Origin of the sequence: Fictibacillus sp. NPDC058756 (genome assembly GCF_042746035.1) — a bacterium.
Classification (GTDB): Bacteria; Bacillota; Bacilli; order Bacillales; family Fictibacillaceae; genus Fictibacillus.
Window position 1 is genome coordinate 1,275,061 of the sequence record NZ_JBHYPU010000001.1, and the last position, 19,677, is coordinate 1,294,737.

General features: G+C 38.6%; 22 protein-coding genes and 1 other annotated feature. Of the genes, 20 read left to right on the forward strand and 2 right to left on the reverse strand.

Annotation, left to right across the window (positions count from 1 at the left end):
- Positions 1-97 precede the first annotated feature (97 nt).
- The 17 genes from ACFW35_RS06305 to ACFW35_RS06385 all read left to right on the forward strand — a co-directional run bounded on the left by ACFW35_RS06305 (position 98) and on the right by ACFW35_RS06385 (position 14,101).
- A complete protein-coding gene (locus tag ACFW35_RS06305; protein ID WP_379844526.1) occupies positions 98-1,096 on the forward strand; it encodes an SPOR domain-containing protein in 999 nt (332 codons plus the stop codon).
- A gap of 269 nt (positions 1,097-1,365) precedes the next feature.
- On the forward strand, positions 1,366-1,947 hold the full coding sequence (locus ACFW35_RS06310) for a Maf family protein (protein WP_379844527.1): 582 nt from the start codon (positions 1,366-1,368) through the stop codon (positions 1,945-1,947).
- A 44-nt stretch (positions 1,948-1,991) separates the two neighbouring features.
- Positions 1,992-2,663: a RadC family protein gene (gene radC, locus ACFW35_RS06315; RefSeq protein WP_139343039.1), complete on the forward strand. Its 672-nt coding sequence runs from the start codon at positions 1,992-1,994 to the stop codon at positions 2,661-2,663.
- Between the two features lie 72 nt (positions 2,664-2,735).
- Positions 2,736-3,773: a rod shape-determining protein gene (locus tag ACFW35_RS06320; protein WP_289494963.1), complete on the forward strand. Its 1,038-nt coding sequence runs from the start codon at positions 2,736-2,738 to the stop codon at positions 3,771-3,773.
- A 14-nt stretch (positions 3,774-3,787) separates the two neighbouring features.
- The gene (gene mreC, locus ACFW35_RS06325; protein ID WP_379835002.1) at positions 3,788-4,660 is read left to right on the forward strand and encodes a rod shape-determining protein MreC; all 873 of its coding nucleotides are present in this window, start codon (positions 3,788-3,790) and stop codon (positions 4,658-4,660) included.
- Positions 4,660-5,178, forward strand: coding sequence for a rod shape-determining protein MreD (gene mreD / locus ACFW35_RS06330; RefSeq protein WP_165389375.1), 519 nt, complete (start codon positions 4,660-4,662; stop codon positions 5,176-5,178). The genes mreC and mreD overlap by 1 nt, the downstream gene beginning before the upstream one ends.
- 63 nt (positions 5,179-5,241) lie before the next feature.
- Positions 5,242-5,919, forward strand: a complete 678-nt coding sequence (minC, locus tag ACFW35_RS06335; RefSeq protein ID WP_379847405.1) for a septum site-determining protein MinC — start codon at positions 5,242-5,244, stop codon at positions 5,917-5,919.
- Between the two features lie 15 nt (positions 5,920-5,934).
- Positions 5,935-6,729 carry a septum site-determining protein MinD gene (gene minD / locus ACFW35_RS06340; protein ID WP_379844529.1) on the forward strand — a complete coding sequence of 265 codons (795 nt, stop codon included), beginning with the start codon at positions 5,935-5,937 and terminating at the stop codon, positions 6,727-6,729.
- Positions 6,730-6,923: 194 nt separating this feature from the next.
- Entirely contained in the window at positions 6,924-7,649 is a 726-nt protein-coding gene (locus ACFW35_RS06345) for a peptidoglycan DD-metalloendopeptidase family protein (protein WP_379844531.1), read from the forward strand.
- Complete coding sequence (locus ACFW35_RS06350; RefSeq protein ID WP_379844532.1) at positions 7,642-8,493, forward strand: site-2 protease family protein; 852 nt, start codon at positions 7,642-7,644, stop codon at positions 8,491-8,493. Before ACFW35_RS06345 ends, ACFW35_RS06350 begins: the two co-directional genes overlap by 8 nt.
- A gap of 41 nt (positions 8,494-8,534) precedes the next feature.
- Positions 8,535-10,001, forward strand: a complete 1,467-nt coding sequence (locus ACFW35_RS06355) for an Rne/Rng family ribonuclease (RefSeq protein WP_379844534.1) — start codon at positions 8,535-8,537, stop codon at positions 9,999-10,001.
- Positions 10,002-10,047: 46 nt separating this feature from the next.
- Positions 10,048-10,120 (forward strand) — a sequence feature (ribosomal protein L21 leader region).
- Positions 10,121-10,134: 14 nt separating this feature from the next.
- A complete protein-coding gene (gene rplU / locus ACFW35_RS06360) occupies positions 10,135-10,443 on the forward strand; it encodes a 50S ribosomal protein L21 (RefSeq protein WP_066291353.1) in 309 nt (102 codons plus the stop codon).
- A gap of 5 nt (positions 10,444-10,448) precedes the next feature.
- On the forward strand, positions 10,449-10,802 hold the full coding sequence (locus tag ACFW35_RS06365; RefSeq protein ID WP_379844536.1) for a ribosomal-processing cysteine protease Prp: 354 nt from the start codon (positions 10,449-10,451) through the stop codon (positions 10,800-10,802).
- Complete coding sequence (rpmA, locus tag ACFW35_RS06370; RefSeq protein WP_066291343.1) at positions 10,795-11,085, forward strand: 50S ribosomal protein L27; 291 nt, start codon at positions 10,795-10,797, stop codon at positions 11,083-11,085. The genes ACFW35_RS06365 and rpmA overlap by 8 nt, the downstream gene beginning before the upstream one ends.
- A gap of 159 nt (positions 11,086-11,244) precedes the next feature.
- Complete coding sequence (locus ACFW35_RS06375) at positions 11,245-11,781, forward strand: Spo0B domain-containing protein (protein ID WP_379844538.1); 537 nt, start codon at positions 11,245-11,247, stop codon at positions 11,779-11,781.
- 18 nt (positions 11,782-11,799) lie between these two features.
- Positions 11,800-13,086, forward strand: coding sequence for a GTPase ObgE (obgE, locus tag ACFW35_RS06380; protein ID WP_379844539.1), 1,287 nt, complete (start codon positions 11,800-11,802; stop codon positions 13,084-13,086).
- A 568-nt stretch (positions 13,087-13,654) separates the two neighbouring features.
- A complete protein-coding gene (locus ACFW35_RS06385) occupies positions 13,655-14,101 on the forward strand; it encodes an ACT domain-containing protein (protein WP_077359195.1) in 447 nt (148 codons plus the stop codon).
- A 245-nt stretch (positions 14,102-14,346) separates the two neighbouring features.
- On the opposite strand, the gene ACFW35_RS06390 is transcribed toward ACFW35_RS06385, so the two are convergent.
- Positions 14,347-14,883 (reverse strand): transcription repressor NadR, encoded by a 537-nt coding sequence (locus ACFW35_RS06390; RefSeq protein ID WP_379847407.1) that lies wholly within the window; start codon positions 14,881-14,883, stop codon positions 14,347-14,349.
- Positions 14,874-16,025 (reverse strand): IscS subfamily cysteine desulfurase, encoded by a 1,152-nt coding sequence (locus ACFW35_RS06395; RefSeq protein WP_379844541.1) that lies wholly within the window; start codon positions 16,023-16,025, stop codon positions 14,874-14,876. The genes ACFW35_RS06390 and ACFW35_RS06395 overlap by 10 nt, the downstream gene beginning before the upstream one ends.
- 95 nt (positions 16,026-16,120) lie before the next feature.
- On the opposite strand from ACFW35_RS06395, the gene nadB reads away from it, so the two are divergent.
- The 3 genes from nadB to nadA are packed head-to-tail and all read left to right on the forward strand — an operon-like array spanning position 16,121 to position 19,594.
- Positions 16,121-17,704, forward strand: a complete 1,584-nt coding sequence (gene nadB, locus ACFW35_RS06400; protein WP_379844543.1) for an L-aspartate oxidase — start codon at positions 16,121-16,123, stop codon at positions 17,702-17,704.
- A complete protein-coding gene (gene nadC / locus ACFW35_RS06405) occupies positions 17,658-18,497 on the forward strand; it encodes a carboxylating nicotinate-nucleotide diphosphorylase (RefSeq protein ID WP_379847408.1) in 840 nt (279 codons plus the stop codon). The genes nadB and nadC overlap by 47 nt, the downstream gene beginning before the upstream one ends.
- Positions 18,494-19,594: a quinolinate synthase NadA gene (gene nadA, locus ACFW35_RS06410; RefSeq protein ID WP_379844545.1), complete on the forward strand. Its 1,101-nt coding sequence runs from the start codon at positions 18,494-18,496 to the stop codon at positions 19,592-19,594. The genes nadC and nadA overlap by 4 nt, the downstream gene beginning before the upstream one ends.
- The last annotated feature ends 83 nt before the right edge of the window (positions 19,595-19,677 follow it).

A 19,677-nucleotide genomic window follows, 5' to 3' on the forward strand; every position in this document is an offset into this window, starting at 1 on the left:
AAAATGCCTTTATTTTTGAATTATATTCTGCTTCTTCTGTTCTATTAAATTTCAAATTGCATATGATTTAGTAGATGCTAGAGAGGAGCGGATGAGCTTGAAACAGGAGATTTCGATATTAATAAATGGGAAGGAACAACGATATAGTGAAAGTAAATCCCACAACGATCAAGAGCATTCGAGCAATGAGGTAGCAGCGGCTATTGAAGTTCTAGATAAAGATAAATACATGGTGCTTGCAGAACCGTTAAAGAAAAATGAAATAGTATTTAAAAGGAATAAAATGAATTTGTTTTCTACAAAAAGGACAGGCTTTTATCTTCCTCAAAAAGGAAAAACATTGCCAAAACAGATCTTAGCAGCAGTTATGGCTGCAGTAGTAACAGGTACCGTTTTAGGAATTATGGTTTTGATGGTATTTTCAACTGATATAACAGAAGCAGGTAATCTTAAAGCTGAAACGGTTCCTGTTCAAAAAGAAGAGTCTTCATCTGGAAAAAAACTTGTCACATTGCCTCCTATCAACTTAGAATTCTCAGCCCTGCAGGCTGGTGTGTTTTCAACAAAAGAAAGAGCTCAAGACGTTGTGAAATCCATTGAAGATAATGGCTTTTCTGCAGTGATCATTTCAGCTGGTGATGAAAAATATGCGGTAATTGTAGGGATAGCAAATGAAAAACACCAATTAGAAAGCTATGGTGAAATCTATCAAAATAAAATGGAAAAACCAATCGTAAAAAAACTGTCTTTCTCATTCGATAACCTAAAAACACCAAGCAGCTTAGACGAAACATACTTCACTAATGGCAAGATTCTTTTGCAGAATGTATTAACCCTTTCGCAAATGTCCGGCACAAAGGATTCCGGACTTGATCAAACTTTAAGTGGTTTTAATAAATGGAAACAATACGGACAGAACCAAAAGAAAAACTGGAAGGACGAAACAGCTAATGCTGCATCAGACTTCGAAAAACAGCTAGAAGGTGCTTTTCTAGCGTTGAAAGATACAAAGAAAGGCGAGCTTAACTGGGCATTTCAGCAAAAGGCTATGGATAGTCTTCAATCTTATAAACAGTTGCTTCAAACATTAAAATAGAAAAGTTCTTTAGAAAAGCAGAGATACCTCCCCTTTCTCTGCTTTTTTCTCTGCTGTAGTTTGCAACTGCTTTGTCTGTCTTTTTAGGTACTTTCGAGAAATTTGTCAAAAATCGTCTATAAATGTTGCCATTTGCCCACATAAAAAAGCCGAAAATGCCGAAAAACTAATAGAAGTAAGTTTTTGACGCTGTTTGTCTATTTTTTACAAGTTTGTTATTGTAAAACTGTACAAATTTAACATCAATGAACGAATTGAAAGGTGATTACATGAAACACCTCATTTTAGCCTCTTCTTCACCTCGGAGATATGAACTTCTGTCATTAACGCTTCTTCCATTTGAAACATATCCTAGTACACTCGAAGAAAAAATGGATCCTAATCTCAGTCCAAGTCAATTGGTAGAATCACTTGCAGAACAAAAAGCATCAGATGTACTTACATATAAACCAAATGATGTTATTTTAGGTGCTGATACAATTGTTGTTTATGGCAACAAGCGACTTGGGAAGCCTCAAAATGAACAAGAAGCTGCTGAAACGTTAAGGATGCTGTCAGGTCAGACACATGATGTTTACACGGGTGTTTGTATTATGGATCAAGAAAAGAAACGTTTATTTTCAGTTAAGACAAGTGTGGCATTCTATCCGATAAGCGAAGAAACGATTCGCTGGTACATCAGTACAGGTGAACCTTTTGATAAAGCAGGAAGCTACGGCATTCAAGGTTCAGGTTCTTTACTCGTAGAAAAGATTCATGGCGATTATTTTAGTGTTGTAGGTTTGCCGATATCCAAAGTGGCAAGAACACTTAGTGATTTTGGATTTTCTTTCACCGGGTCAGTCATATAGACTGAATAAACGAGGGAGGAACGTAAGTGGCAATAAAACCGCTTATGATTAAAGATTATCCTTTACAGGAAAGACCGAGGGAAAGGCTGTTGCAAGACGGTCCTGATACCCTGTCCAACTATGAATTATTAGCCATCCTTTTACGTACCGGAACAAAACAGATGTCTGCCATACAGTTGTCACACCATATCATTCAGCATTTTGAAGGATTAAGACATTTGAAAGATGCTTCGATTGGCGAGCTGAAAGAAATTAACGGCATTGGGCCTGCAAAAGCGGTAGAATTAATTGCTGCTATTGAAATAGGTAAACGGATCAGCCGTCTTCAATTTGAAGAGAGATACACGATCCGCTCCCCAGAAGATGGTGCAAGATACTTAATGGATGAACTGCGCTTTTTGCACCAGGAACACTTTGTATGCTTGTATTTAAATACAAAGAATCAGGTCCTGCATAAGAAAACAGTCTTTATTGGCAGTTTGAATACTTCTATCGTACACCCGCGAGAAGTGTTCAAAGAGGGTTTGAAACGATCGAGTGCTTCGATCATTTGTTTTCACAACCATCCCAGTGGAGACCCTGCTCCCAGCAGGGAAGATATTGAAGTTACTAAAAGGTTAGTAGAGTGTGGAAAAATGCTAGGGATTGAAGTGCTGGATCACATTATTATAGGTGATCAAAAATACGTAAGTTTAAAAGAAAAAGGATATGTTTAACATTGTCTTTTGATTCTTTTATAGCGTATAATCAAACGTATGAGTTTTGCTTGATGAAAGGAGTTTACATAAATGTTTGGTGGATTTTCAAGAGATTTAGGAATTGATTTAGGAACTGCAAACACACTTGTTTACGTGAAGGGCAAGGGTGTTGTTGTGCGTGAACCTTCCGTTGTTGCTTTGCGTACTGACACAGGTTCAATTGAGGCAGTAGGTAATGCTGCTAAAAATATGATCGGCCGTACACCGGGGAATATTGTGGCTGTAAGACCAATGAAGGACGGGGTTATTGCGGACTTTGAAACTACTGCTACTATGATGAAGTATTTTATTCAGCAAGCACAAAAGAACCGTTCTGTATTCGCGCGTAAGCCTTATGTAATGGTTTGTGTACCGTCTGGAATTACAGCTGTGGAAAAACGTGCTGTTGAGGATGCTACAAAGCAAGCTGGTGCTCGTGAAGCTTATACGATTGAAGAGCCGTTTGCGGCAGCAATCGGCGCTGATCTTCCTGTATGGGAGCCAACTGGAAGCATGGTTGTTGATATCGGCGGAGGTACGACAGAAGTTGCCATTATCTCTCTTGGAGGTATCGTAACTAGTCAGTCAATTCGTATCGCTGGTGATGAGATGGATGATGCAATCATTGCTTACATTAAAAAGACTTATAACTTAATGATAGGTGAGAGAACGGCAGAAACTCTTAAACTAGATATTGGTTCTGCAGGTACGCCTGAAGGTATTGAAGATATGGATATCCGTGGACGCGATTTATTGACAGGTCTTCCAAAAACAATTACGATTACGGCGGAAGAAGTTTCCAGCGCGTTGCGTGATACGGTGAACAGTATCATGGATGCTGTAAAAGTTACTCTTGAAAAAACACCGCCTGAACTGGCTGCTGATATTATGGACCGCGGTATTGTTCTTACAGGTGGAGGTGCTTTATTAAGAAACTTGGATAAAGTCATTAGCGAAGAGACAAAGATGCCTGTTATCGTGGCGGAAAACGCATTGGATTGTGTAGCAGTCGGAACTGGCCGAGCGCTTGAAAATCTGCACCTTTTCAAATCCAAAGCTGGTATAACTTCTAGATCTAAATCCAAGTAAGTAGGTGTATTTTCATGCCACATTTTTTTTCGAATAAACGGCTTATCATCCTGCTAGTAAGTATTATTATTCTAGTAGCTTTGATTGGTTTTTCGATGAAAAAAAGGGAAAGCCTAACCTTACCTGAACAGTTTTTAAAAGATTCTGCAGGACTAACACAAACGATTTTCTATAAACCCGCTAATACAATAGCGGGTTTCTTTGAGAATTTAGCTGAAATGAAACAGCTTTACAAAGAGAATCAAATGTTAAAAGCAAGGTTAGATGAGTACGCAAAATTATATGTTCAGTACAAGGAAGTTAAGAAAACAAACGAAACGTTAAAAGCGCAGCTTGATAAAGAAGAAGATTTAACTGACTTCAAGGTGCGGGAAGCAACTGTGATCGGCAGATCTCCTGATCAATGGAATCAATTTATCTATATTAACAAAGGGGAAAAAGACGGAATCAAGCCGAAGATGGCAGTTATTTCACCCCAAGGTTTTATAGGTAAAGTGACGAATGTTTCTCTGTTTCAATCCACTGTTCAGCTTATAAGTGATAATGATCGGACAAACCGTTTTTCTGCTATTGTTCAAGGAGAAAGAAACATTTTTGGAACGATAGAAGGATACGATCCGAAACGCCAGGCTTTGCTGTTTAAAAAGATTCCAGTAGATGCGAAGATTAAAAAAGGTCAAAAAGTTATTACTTCAGGACTTGGAGATGTTTTTCCTCCTGATCTTCTAATCGGGGAAGTTATTGATATTGAACCGGATGAAGTTGGTTTAACTCAGACAGCTTACTTAAAGCCGTCTGCTGATTTGTATGATTTGGATCATGTGATGGTTCTCGAAAGAGAGATGCCGGCAGTAGATGAAAGTTTAAAAGAAAAGGAGGAAGAATGATGAAAAAAATCCTTCTTCCTTTTCTTATCTATTTAGCATTTATTAGTGAGAGTTCCTTGATGCAAGCTTTATTGCCGCAGGAGAATAATATGGAATGGCAATTTATTCCTCGGTTTTCAATGGTAATGATCTTATTTATTGCCATGTATTTAAATTCAACGTATGGACTGGTCTATGGGTTAGGATTTGGACTTCTTACTGATTTGCTTTATACAGATATTATCGGTGTTTACTTATTTTCAATGGCTGCAACTGCGTATATTACATCTGTCTTTTCAAGATATCTTTTCGGAAATCTTATTGTAACCCTGCTTCTTTCCATTGTCGGTGTTTCTATTCTGGAGTTTTTTGTATATGGTTTAAACAGTCTTATCGGGATCAGCAATCAAATGATAGATATGTTTCTCTATAAAAGATTGTTGCCTACCCTCATCTTAAACGGTTTCTTCGCGATACTCATTTATTATCCATATGTAAAGCAGCTAAACCTGCTGAAGGATACTCTAAAAGAAAACTAACAGCAGCAAAAAGGAATTTAGACCTAGCTGTCGAATGTTAGTACGTTGAGGTGAACAATGGCAATGGTACAGAAACTGCAGCACAACGTAACAATAAAAGGTACAAAAGACGGCCTCATTTTGTTGTTGGATGATAAATGTTCCTTCGAAAAAATTATTGAGGAACTCTATGATAAATTAACTGCAAACAGTGGACAGCTGCTTAATGGTCCAGTTATTTCTGTGAAGGTGAAAGCAGGAAATAGATATGTTACTGCTGAACAAGAAGAGAAATTGCGGGAAGTTTTAAAACAAAAAGAGAATCTAGTCTTAGAACATATTGAATCAGATGTTATCACCAAGGCAGAAGCTGAGGAACTGAGAAAAGATGCACAAGTTGTAACCGTTTCAAAGATTGTTAGATCTGGACAGGTTTTAGATATTCAGGGCGACCTGCTCCTGGTAGGTGATGTGAACCCAGGTGGAACAGTAATCGCTACCGGTAACATTTATATTCTAGGTGCCTTAAAAGGAATTGCTCAATGCGGAAGCAAAGGGAATGAAGAAGCGATAATTGCTGCTTCTGTCATGAAACCTTCTCAGCTAAGGATTGCACATCATATTAATAGAGCACCAGACTCTTATCCGGATTTGAGGAATGAGATGGAGTTTGCTTACATATCCAAAGAGGAACAAAAGATTCGGATTGATCGGATCAGTGCTGTCCACCGAATTAGACCGACGTTGAACAGCTTGGTATAGAAAGGGGAATGAAGCATGGGAGAAGCGATTGTCATTACGTCTGGGAAAGGTGGAGTCGGTAAAACGACGACTTCAGCCAATATAGGGACTGCTCTAGCTCTTTCTGGGAAAAAAGTATGTCTCGTAGATACCGATATTGGGTTGCGTAACCTTGATGTATTAATGGGACTTGAGAACAGGATCATTTACGATCTGGTAGATGTAGCAGAAGAACGCTGCAAACTTAATCAAGCCTTAATTAAAGATAAACGCTTTGAATGTTTGTATTTGCTGCCAGCAGCTCAAACAAAAGATAAGTCTTCTATTCAACCTGAACAAGTTAAGAAAATTGTACAGGAATTAAAGCAAGATTATGATTATGTTATTATTGACTGTCCAGCTGGAATTGAACAAGGCTTTAAGAATGCTGTAGCAGGAGCAGATAAATCAATTGTTGTAACAAATCCAGAAATTTCATCAGTTCGTGATGCTGACCGTATTATCGGTTTGCTTGAACAAGAAGAAGTAGAAGCACCAAAACTAATCGTAAACAGACTGCGTAATCACCTGGCAAAGAGCGGTGATATGCTCGATGTTGACGAGATTGTATCAGTACTTTCCATTGAGCTTTTAGGTGTAGTTATTGATGACGAAAACGTAATTAAGGCAGCAAATAAAGGCGAACCGGTAGTAATGCAGCCGGATTCTAAAGCTTCAATTGCCTACCGTAATATCGCTAGAAGAATTTTAGGAGAATCAGTTCCTCTTTTGTCATTAGAGGAAGAAAAAGGATTCTTTGGCAAGATTAAAACACTATTAGGTATGAAATAAAGCACTGGCTCAGTCCAGTGCTTTTTCATTTTTCGCAAACTTTATTGCTATCGGAAGTTGTTGATTTCCGCTCAGAATACTCTTTAAAAACACCATTCCTCCAATAATCGCTCTTTAGGATTTCATTTTACTCATAACTTCAGAGGACAAGTCATAGGATGTACATATATATGAGAAAAAATGGAGGAACGGTTATGAAAAATAGAGCAGATGAAATCCGAAAAAAGTATGGAAACTTATCAAAACAAGGAACATCAAAAGAAAAAAATGTGTCTATAAACAGAGATGACTCGGAGAAAAATCACCCTCTATTTAACCGTCATGCCTTTTTAATGCAAGTGATGTTTTCTATTATTTTATTCTTAATCGTTGGCATTATCTTTAAAAATAATGGTGAACAAACGGCTAAAGCTCAAAATTTCATTAAGCATGTTTATGAAGACGAATTCCATTTTGCAGCAGCAAAAGACTGGTATGAAAATCAATTTGGAAAACCACTTGCATTGCTCCCGAAAGATAAATTGATAAAAGACGAACCTGAACAAGCAAGTGAGGTGTACGCTGTTCCGGCTGATGGGAAAGTTTATGAAACCTTCAGTTCAAATGGCAAAGGAATATGGATAGAGACAGGAAGCAAGGAAGAGTCAGTGGAGACTGCAAAAGACGGGTATATCGTTTTTGCGGGCAAAAAAGAAGATCTCGGGTATACCGTTATTATTCAGCATTCTGATGAACAAGAATCTTGGTATGGTGATCTAAAAGAAATCGATAAATCCATTAAACTCTATAACTATGTTGAAAGCGGAACACGGCTTGGGAAAGTTTCAGAAAATGACGGTGGTAAAACAGGGAAGTTTTATTTCGCAATAAAAAAAGACAAGAGCTTCATTGATCCAAGCAAGGTGATTGATATTGATTAACCTGATTGTACAATTTATCCGAAAAATAAAGGTTAATCCGGCATTCTGGATTGTTATTTTCGGCGCTGTTTTTACAGGACATTTCAGAGAAATTATCGTATGGTTTTTCGTTGTGCTTATACATGAGATGGGTCATTTTGCCGGGGCCCATCTTTTTAAATGGAGAATTTCCAGAATTGATTTGCTTCCTTTTGGTGGAGCTGCGGTTGTAGAAGAACACGGCACAAGGCCATTTCATGAGGAGATTTGGGTAGCTATACTTGGGCCACTGCAGCATGTATGGATGACAGGATTGGCTTTAATGCTTAACAGCATAGGCATCATATCTCCAGATGATTTTACTTGGTTCCTGCTTTTGAATTTTACCTTATTCACATTTAACTTATTGCCTATCTGGCCATTAGATGGCGGGAAGATAGCTTTTGCGTTATTTACGAAGTGGATGCCTTTTAAATTTGCACAGCGTCAATTTCTGCTTTGGTCAGCATTCCTTTTAATTACTGGAGGAGCTTGGCAGCTCTATCTCCAGCCAAATCATTTAAACCTTTGGGTTATTTGTGCCTTTATATTAGTTGCTCATATTTTAGAATGGAAAAGAAGACATTATGTGTTTATACGTTTTTTATTAAGTAAAATGCAGCAGAATCCCTCAAAACGAACTCGTACACTGATCGTACCCCCAACAATGCCATTATCCAAAGTCACTAGCCGATTAATTAAAGGAATTTCACACTCCATAGTTGTCAAAGACCACAACCCGATAACATTAGAAGAAAAAGAACTATTAGAAGCGTATTTTCATAAACATTCTCCTGAATGTGCAATTGGCCAAGTTTTTCGTTAAAATAGAGAAACGAACCATGGACAGGGAGATGTGTAATAACTATGCAACAGGTAGTAATCAATGCGGCTGGTCTGGAAAAAAGAACGGCGCTCCTTCAAAAAGGGAAACTTGTAGAATGTGCCTATCAGAGACCAGATGAAAAGCCTTCAACAGGGAGTATATATAAGGGAAGAGTCCAAAAAGTGCTTCCAGGCATGCAGGCTGTCTTTGTAGATATTGGAACGAAAAAGAACGGATTCCTGCATAGAGATGACCTGCCTGCATTCCAGATGTTATCTAATGAAGATAAAAAGAAAATATCAATTTCCAGCCTGATTAAAGAAGGAGAATCTATCCTCGTTCAAATAGCAAAAGAAGAAAGCGGGGATAAAGGTGCGAAACTTACGGCCCTCCTATCTTTTACAGGACATCTCCTCGTATATTTCCCGTACACTCCGCATATTGGGATTTCAAAAAAAATAAAAGAATCTGAGCGAGATGTTTTATTAAAGTGGGGTTCTGAACAAGTCAATGAAAAAGAAGGAATGGTTATCCGGACTGGCTGTGAAACCTTTCCTGAAAAAGGAATGAATCTGGAATTAAAAAACTTAAAGAAACAATTTTCAGAAGCCGTAAAAATGGCTGAGGGGATGAAAGCGCCAATGTTAATTGTCCGTCCGCCATTTTATTATACTTTTTTAGAAAGATGGCTTAATTCAAATGTGGAAGAGATCATTGTAGATGATCATGATACTTATTCACAGCTTAAAGAGTACTCAGCTACGTATCGTACACCTTTTCAAGTTAAACTATATAACGAAAAAGAACCGATTTTTAAAAAGTATGGTATTGATGCAGAAATTCAAAAAAGTTTGTTGCCCCATATTTGGCTGAAAAATGGTGCTTCACTTTATTTCAATGTTACAGAAGCTTTAACAGTTATTGATGTGAACACTGGAAAATTTACCGGGAAAAAAGACCGGTCAAAAACCGTGGCAGAGACAAACGCTTTAGCTGTTAAAGAAATTATGAAGCAGCTGCGGCTGCGCAATTTAGCGGGAATGATTGTGATTGACTTTATCACTATGCAGTCTAATTCAGACAAAGACATGATCTTCTCTGCGTTAAAAGAAGAAATCAAAAAAGATTCTTCAACAATTAATTTGTACGGCTTCACAAAAATGGGGCTTTTTGAACTGACCAGAAAAAAAGAGCGGCCATCGTTATTGGAAACGCTTACCGAAAAGCCAAAAAGCGATATAATGGACAGTCACCAGCTTCGACCGGAAACCTTTTATTATGAGCTTGAAAGAATAGCTATGGAATATGAGTATCACGCTGATGAAGCGATTTGGCTAGATGTTCCGCAATATTTTGCTGAATGGCTCCAAAATCATCAGGACAAGCTCTCTTATATCGAGAAAAAGTACGGAAGCATGATATTTGTGTCTCCTGGTTCGATAAATCGTGAAATTATTGTTAGACAGACAGGCGCTGCAAATGATATAAAAAAGCGATTTTCACATTGACACAGCAGTCCCAAACATGGTAAACTTTTTTCGTTAGTGTTTGGAGCACCCGCTCCAACCGCACAGACTAGGTTTTAAGTATTTTATATACACCTAGGATGGCGAGTCTGAGTATAAGAGGAGGTGCACGTTGATGTACGCAATTATTCAAACTGGTGGTAAGCAAGTTCGAGTTGAAGAAGGTCAAGCAATCTATGTTGAGAAACTAGATGTTGAAGCTGGTGAAACAGTAACATTCGAAGATGTATTGATGGTCGGTGGAGACAGCTTGAAAGTTGGAGCTCCTTTAGTTGAAGGTGCTACAGTTACGGCAAAAGTTGAGAAACATGGCCGTGGCGAGAAAGTCGTTGTCTACAAGTTTAAGGCGAAGAAGAACTATCGCCGTAAGCAAGGACACCGTCAACCATACACAAAAGTTGTGATTGACAAGATTAACGGGTAATTCTCATGATTTCAGTTTCTATTTTCAGAAACAGTGATCAAAACGTACTTTCGTTTACGATGGATGGACACGCTGATTTTGCTCCACATGGCCAGGATTTGGTTTGTGCAGCCGCAACAGCAGTGTCGTTCGGTACAATTAATGCTATTGAAAAACTTTGCGGCTATGAGCCTGAAGTGACCACTCATGAAGATGGTGGATTTCTAAAGTGCAAAGTACCGAATAATCTAGATGATTCGACCTATCAAAAAACGCAATTGCTTTTGGAAGGCATGATTGTATCTCTTGCTTCGATTGAAGAAGGATACAGTGAGTATATAAAATTGACTGAACATGAAGGAGGTGCAACGAATGCTTAAATTAAACCTTCAATACTTTGCCTCTAAAAAAGGGGTAGGTAGCACAAAGAATGGTCGTGATTCACAGTCTAAGCGTTTAGGCGCTAAGCGTGCTGATGGACAATTCGTTTCTGGTGGTTCAATTCTTTACCGTCAACGCGGTACTAAGATCTATCCTGGTACAAACGTTGGTAAAGGCGGAGATGACACTCTATTTGCTAAGGTTGACGGAATCGTTCGTTTCGAGCGTTATGGCCGTGACCGCAAAAAGGTAAGTGTTTACCCAATCGCGCAAGAAGCGTAAGAGGGAGATAAAAACTCTAACCAGATTGGTTAGGGTTTTTTCTTTGCACTATAGTAAAATAGGCCAAGTTTCTTTATCATTTACAAAAGTTTGAGTACTGCGCTAAATTTGTTGGTGTAAGGTATAGCCATATTAAAAGGAAAGGCTGGAAGTGCGATGATGTCAAAAAAATGGACGACTGTCGATCTTTTGCGCCATGCCAGGCATGACTGGCTAAACCAGCTTCAGCTTATAAAAGCAAATCTGTCTCTTGACCGCACGGAGCGGGCAAAAGAGATAATGAATGAAGTTATTGAATTATCCCGGGAAGAATCCAGAATCTCTAACCTGAAGACCCCGAATTTATCAGAGTACTTACTAACCTATAATTGGCTGAAGCATCCGGTGAAATTGTATGGAAAAGTTAAAGGTGAAAGCGGAGATTTTAGTTTGTTTGAAGATGAATTGTTACATACAACGGATGAGTTATGCGATGTGCTGAACAATTCGATTTCGGGATATGAGGAATACTCACTTACTGTTACATTTGAACCTGAAGATCTTCATGTTAGTTATACATTTGTGGGTAATCTCTCCGATCAGGAGAATACACTCGAAAAAATGAAGAATATTTTTTCAACACATAAAAGCATGGCACTCATCGAAAGCTATATTCAGGAGAATAAGTGTTATTTTGAATTTCAGTTAACTTCCTAATGAAAGGAGGAGAATCAAATGTTTGTCGATCAGGTCAAAATTTATTTAAAAGCTGGTGACGGCGGTAACGGGATGGTTGCATTCCGCCGCGAAAAATATGTGCCAGACGGCGGTCCTGCCGGTGGTGATGGAGGTAAAGGCGCGAACGTTATCTTTGAAGTGGAAGAAGGACTTCGTACACTGATGGATTTTCGTTATAACCGCCATTTTAAAGCACCTCGAGGCGAACATGGAATGTCTAAAGGCATGCATGGAAAAAAAGCTAACGATATGATCGTAAAGGTTCCCCCAGGAACAGTTGTAACGGATGCGAATACGGGAGAAACAATTGCTGATTTGGTACATCACAAGCAGCAAGCAATTATTGCAAAAGGCGGCCGAGGCGGCCGAGGCAACACTCGTTTCGCGACTCCTGCAAACCCAGCACCTGAAATTGCTGAAAATGGGGAACCAGGTGAAGAACGTGAAGTAACATTAGAATTAAAAGTTTTAGCAGACGTTGGACTTGTTGGGTTCCCGAGTGTAGGGAAATCAACTTTTTTATCTATCGTTTCTGCAGCAAAACCTAAAATTGCGGCTTATCACTTTACAACAATTACACCTAATTTAGGAGTTGTACCAGTTGAGGACGGCAGAAGCTTTGTTATGGCTGATTTGCCGGGATTAATTGAAGGTGCACATGAAGGTGTAGGACTTGGACATCAGTTCCTGCGTCATATTGAAAGAACACGTGTAATTCTTCACGTTATCGATATGTCCGGTATGGAAGGCCGAGACCCATATGAGGATTTTGTGAAGATCAATGAAGAGCTTAATCAATACAATATGAGATTGATGGAACGTCCTCAGATTGTGATTGCTAATAAGATGGACATTCCTGGAGCGGAAGAAAACCTAGAAGCGTTTAAGGAAAAAGCAGGAGACGACGTTAAAGTTTTCCCTGTTTCAGCCATTACTCGCCAAGGAATTCGTGAAGTATTATTTACAACTGCAGATATTCTTGAAGTTACTCCTGAGTTCCCTCTTATTCATGATGATGGGGTTGAACAGCAGCGTGTTCTTTATAAGCACGAAAAAGAAGATGAAGGTTTCTATATTACTCGTGATCCAGCTGGAATATTTGTTATCAATGGACCGAAGATTGAGAAATTGTTTAAGATGACAGATTTCTCTAGAGAAGAAGCAACTAAACGTTTTGCACGTCAAATGCGTACGCTCGGTGTTGACCAAGCACTGAGAGATCGCGGTGCAGAACATGGTGATGTTGTACGAATCCTCAAATATGAATTTGAATTTATTGATTAAACAAGACAGCCCTCATCTAGGGCTGTTTTTTAGGTTGTTCTCTAGAAGGGTTGATCTCCGTTCCAGGTACTCGCTTTCCGCGGGGCGTGCGGTGAGCCCCCTCTGTGCATTTTGCACCATGAGGGGTCTCACCTGTCCCGCTTCATAGAAGTATCCTTGCACCTGCGTCTACAAGTAAATGCTGCCGATGTGAGCTTCCTCGTCGCATGCCTAGCGAGAAGCCTCTCATGTGGTTGGCACGCACCTTGCACTCCGATCAACCATGCGAAGAAGCGTACTCAAAAAATGTTCAAAAGCTAAATCATTTAGGAAATGAGCCGTTGAAAATGAATCCAATCATGTGAGAGTAGGGTAGATTTCCGCTACAAGATATTAGCTTTTCGCTGGCTTGTGGTAAGTCCCTCGGTGCTTTTTGTACCATGAGAGGTCCCACTCCGATCAACTAATCGCTTGCAAGAAGTTTATCAAAGAACAACAATTCTTCTTTTGTTTATATGTCCGTGTGGAATAGACATTTTCTTTTGCATTTATTATAATGAGTGTAAGATTTACACCGGAGGAAATTTTTATGAAAAATGATAAACAGTACTATATGGTAAGAGAAGATGTATTATCAGAATCCATGCAAAAAGCGTTAGAAGCTAAATCTCTATTAGATCGCGGTAAAGTGAAAACTGTAGCTGAAGCTGCTGAAAAAGTAGGATTAAGCCGCAGTGCCTTTTATAAATATCGTGATGGGATTTTTCCGTTCCATACGATGGTGAAAGAAAAAATTATTACACTGTCCATCCATCTAGAAGACAGATCCGGTGCTCTCTCAAGTCTTCTTACCGTCGTTGCCTCACAAGGATGCAATGTATTAACCATTAATCAAACCATTCCTCTCCAAGGACGTGCGCATATTACACTGACCATCGAAACAAATATGCTGCAAGGAGATATGAAAGACTTATTAGCAACTTTAAATCGAATGGAAACTGTTGAAAGAGTTGAAGTGGTAGGAACAGGAGCTTAATTTTAAGAAACGGGGCTGTCCCAAAAGTAAGGTAAACTTACTTTTGGCAGCCCCTAATTTTTTATTTTTGTCAAAATAAAAAATAAATAAAATCGCCAAAATTTCGTTATCTAATCGAGTTTATTAGATAACCTACTATATAACGATGTACGATGTACGTTATCTAAATAGGTTTAAATAAATTGAGATATGACTTAAAAAGTTTTTTGTACTTTTGAGTCAGCCTCGTTTCTGTTTGTTTGGCTTTATAATAAGTATCCTTTTTTGCGCAATGCAAGGCATGCTTTGTCTAATTTTTCTTTAGAATCTGCAGATAGGGTGTGCATGTGTATTCCGTCTGTAAGTTCACTTAAAAGAGGAGCATTCGTTTCCTTTAGACGATTCATTAAATCCTCTACATCGTTACGATTTGACAGCTTAAGTGATGCTTTGATATCACCGTAAACAGGGTGATCAACTGTTACATCTTCAACAGTTACTCCATGATCTACGATTGTGTACAATTCTTCGATGGTTTCTTCAGGGGAATGGACAGATGCGACAACACAAGAGAATGAATTTCCCTTATCAGATTTCATGTAAATATAACCTTGAGCAGTTGCCATAATTGGTTCACCGCTTGCTTTTAAGAGCGACATATCCTGTACAATTACTTGTCTGCTGACATTCGTCTTTGCAGCGAGTGATGAACCGCTCAAGGGCTCTGAAGATTCTTTTAGCCAGCTCATAAGCTGTGTTCTTCTATCATCGCCTTTTAATTTTTCTGCCTTATTCATTTTAATGCAACCTCTCTAACTGATAAAAATTGATTCGTTATCTCATTTAACGCTTTGCAGAGCGTGTAAATATCTTCTGTAGTAGTAAGGTGACTTAACGAAACTCGTACAAGACCATGTGCCTCACTATCGGTCCGGCCAAGAGCAAGTAAGGTTTTAGAAGGAGATTGCAGTCCATTCTTGCAGGCTGATCCTGTTGAAACAGCAATCTTTCTCCTGCTTAGTTCCTGCATTACGATTTGTCCTTCTATTCCTCTAACTCTAAATGGAAGTATATATGGCGAACCGTCCAAACTTCCTTCTAAAATAACCTCTCTATTATTAAGTATAAGCGAAATAAACAGTTTTCGCATTTCTGCTACTTGAACATAATGTGATGATTGTTTATTTATAGATTCTTCTGCAGCCGTCACAAAAGAAACGATAGAAGGGAGATCTACTGTTCCAGGTCTAAATCCCCGTTCATGGGTGACCCCCGCAAGAAGAGGAGAAATGTGGATAGCAGGTGATATATACACGGCTCCTGTTCCCTTTGGACCATGAATTTTGTGGGCTGAAACTGTAAAAGAATCTATGTTTATGGAATTAAAATAGTCTTTGTCTACTTTTGAAAAGGATTGAACACAGTCACTGTGAAACAAAATATCGTTTCTCTTAAAAAAATCACTCATGCATTTAAGATCTTGGATGTTGCCCGTTTCACTGTTTACATGCTGTATTGTTGCTAATACAGTATCAGGTCTTAGATTTTCCTTTATTCGTTCAATGCTGATCTTACCTGATGAATCTACGGGAACCCGAGTGACTTCAAACCCTTGGCCCTCTAAAAACTTGAGAGCGTAATCGACAGATGGATGCTCAACATTAGATGTAATGATATGCCTTCCATTTCGTTTTGAACCAAAGGCTAAAGATGTGATAGCTAAAAAGTTTCCATCCGATCCTCCCCCCGTAAAATAAATTCCGTTTGAATCTTTGCCAGCCACCTTTGCAAAAGTAGTTCGAGCATGTTCTAATAGTTCCTTCGCATTTAGTCCTCCATCGTGCAGACTCTCTGTATTTTCAAAGTAATTTCTTGAAGTACGGATAAAAGCTTCGATAGCATTTTCTGACATAGGTGTTGTTGCTGCATAATCCAAATATATCAAGGCCTTCACCTCATTAAATAATAAAATTCTTGTAACAAGTTTAATTCTATGTAAATATAGGTGTCAAGACACATGTAAAGTCGAGGTGTTTGTGATTGGATATAGTTGAAGCTGAAGTGTTAATAATCGGAGGTGGCATAGCCGGTTTAATAGCTGCTGAATATTTAAGCTTGAATAAGAATGTGATAGTTATCACAAAGTCTGATATCAAGCATTCAAATTCATATTTGGCTCAAGGCGGAATCTCAGCTGTTATTGATAAGAACGATACATGGCAAGAACATTATATGGATACCCTTCAAGCCGGACATTTTCATAACGAACCGGAAATGACTGAGGTTCTTGTGAAAGAAGGAAGTAATGTTATAGATTCTCTTTCCTGTTGGGGAGTTCCGTTTGACCGTAATCTAAATGGACAATTTATGTTAGGAAAAGAAGGCGGCCATCATCGTAATCGAATTGTACACGCAGGCGGCGATCAGACAGGAAAGAAAGTCATAGAAGCCTTAATTCGTCGTGTTAATGACAAAGTGAGAATCGAAACAGGTCAATATGCTGTTGACTTGCTGGCAGCAAACGGTATTTGTTATGGCGTTTATTGTAAAGATGATGATGGCAGCATCACGTTATACAAATCAACTCATACCATTTTAGCGGGAGGTGGATATGCAGGAATCTATTCTGCAACATCAAATGCATATGGATCTGACGGAAGTGCAGTATGTATGGCTTACCGTGCTGGTGCTGAACTTGCAGACTTAGAATTTGTTCAATTCCATCCTACATTACTAAAAAGCGGAAAAATGAGCGGGCTGATTACTGAAGCTGTAAGAGGTGAAGGCGGAGTTCTTGTATCCTCAAACGGCTTACCTATTATGGAGGGGGACCATCCGTTAAAAGACCTTGCACCAAGAGATATTGTTTCAAGAAGAATATTTGTTGAGATTCATAATCAAAGAGCGTCTGTTTTTTTGAACATAAAAGGTATTTCTAATTTTGAAAAAAAATTTCCCGGCGTAACTACATTGTGTGAAAATGCTGGAATATCTCTAGATGCCGGTTTAATTCCGGTGGCTCCAGGTGCCCATTTTACGATGGGAGGAATTAAGACTGACCTATTTGGGAGAACATCTCTGCGAGGTTTGTATGCTGTTGGAGAATGTGCAAACACAGGAGTTCATGGAGCGAACAGACTTGCGAGCAATTCTTTGCTGGAAGGTGCAGTTTTTGCTAAACAGACAGCACAATGTATTATTTCTGAAAAGCATGAAAGGACATTCTCCTTTTCCTTGTCATTATTACAAGAATCCTATTTTGCTGATTACTGGTTAAATGATGCACTGCTTGAAACAAACGATATCCAAGAAATAATGGATAAATATGCCGGAATTTGCAGGGATGAAGAGGGTTTGAAAAAGGCTAAAGATAAATTGCAGCTAAGGAATTTCAATCCTGCTCTCCTTGATCAGCCCATAGCGTTAATCAAAAGATTAAACATGCAGACAATGGCTTGGTTAACAGTAACAAGCTGCCTTAAACGCAAGGAGAGCAGAGGCAGTCATTATCGAAGAGATTTTCCCTTCGCACTAAAAGAGTGGGAACAAAAAAAGATAATAAGGAGTGTGCTGCGTGATGAATCACTTATTGCTAAAAAAGCAGCTGCAGGAATTCTTAATTGAAGATATTGGGACTGGTGACTTATCAACAGCCCTTTTTAAAGATGAAACAGAAATCTCGGCTTCCATAATAGCAAAAGAGAATGGGATATTCGCAGGATATCAAGTTCTGACTCTTGGATATGAATTAATTGATTCAAGTATAAAAACAAAGCTTTATATAAAAGACGGTGATTACATTGAACGCGGTATGATATTGGCAGAAATCAGAGGCAGAAGAAAAAATATCTTGACAGGTGAGAGAGTATTATTAAATTTAATGCAGCGGCTTTCTGGAATTGCAACAGTCACTGCTCAAGCTGTTTCACTTGCGGATGGAAGAACACGCATATGTGATACAAGAAAGACAACGCCAGGATTAAGAATGCTTGAAAAATATGCTGTTCGCTGCGGCGGGGGATATAATCATCGATTTGGATTGTATGACACGGTTATGTTAAAAGATAATCACCTTGCTGGATTTTCCTCTATCCAAGAAGCGATAGAGACAGCTCGTGAAAAATTAGGCCACACAATAAAAATTGAAGTGGAAACAGAAACAGAGGAGCAGGTGTTAGAAGCAGTTTCCGCGGGTGCAGACATCATAATGTTCGATAATTGTGCACCTGAAGAAATAACTCAAAGACTAAAATATGTACCACAAGGAATTGTAACTGAAGCTTCGGGTGGTATTGCTCTTGATGCGATAGATGCATACTCCCGGACTGGGGTTCAATATATATCTTTAGGTTTTCTCACACACTCAAACAAAGCGCTTGATATTAGCTTAAATGTTAAAGGAGCCGTAAAAGCATGACTATTCTAGAAACATTTATTAAGACTGCTGCAGCCATACCAAATCATTACTCCAAAATGACTTCTTCCGAAATGGAGATGAGGATTCGTGAAATTAAGGATCAATTAAAAGATAAGTTATTTTTACCTGCCCATCATTATCAAAAAGATGAAGTCGTTCAATTTGCTGATGTTACAGGTGATTCTCTGCAATTGGCCAAAATTTCTGCAGAAAATAGAAACGCCGATTATATTGTGTTTTGCGGTGTTCATTTTATGGCTGAAACAGCTGATATGTTAAGTCATCCTAATCAGACTGTCATAATCCCTGATTTAAAAGCTGGTTGTTCAATGGCTGATATGGCTGATATTCATCAAACAGAAAGAGCATGGATTGAATTAACTAAATTATTTGGCGATACCATTCTTCCTTTAACTTATGTCAATTCAACTGCTGACATTAAAGCGTTTTGCGGTAAAAATGGAGGGGCTACAGTTACTTCTTCAAATGCTAAATCTATGGTTAGATGGGCATTTCAACAAAAGGAGAGACTTCTCTTCTTACCTGATCAGCACTTGGGACGAAATACAGCGTTTGACCTTGGTATTAAACTTCAAGACATGGCTGTTTGGGATCCCCTCCAAAATAAATTAATCTATGAAGGTTCTGATCTAGAAGAAATTAAAGTGATTTTATGGAAAGGGCATTGTTCAGTTCATGAAAAATTTACAGTGGAACAAATTCATGGATTTAGACAGAACCATTCAGATTTTAAAATCATTGTACATCCAGAATGTACCCATGAAGTTGTAAGAGCAAGTGACTACAATGGTTCCACTCATTACATTATTGAAAAGATTAAAAATGCAAGCCCTGGGACGAGATGGGCGGTGGGGACTGAGATGAATCTAGTTAATCGTCTGGCAGCACAATTCACTGATAAGGAAATTGTATCGCTTAATCCGAATCTTTGTCCGTGTCTGACGATGAATCGAATTGATCTGGCGCATTTGTTATGGTCATTAGAAAACATCATTGAAGGAAAACCGCGAAATATTATCTCTGTAGATGAGGAAACAAAAAAGTATGCAATAATCGCGTTAAACCGCATGATGTAATGGACTTACCTCCTGTCATATCCTCCTTTTAAAAGGCATAAATTGATAAAGGAATAAATATTGACACTTCATTAAGATGTAGC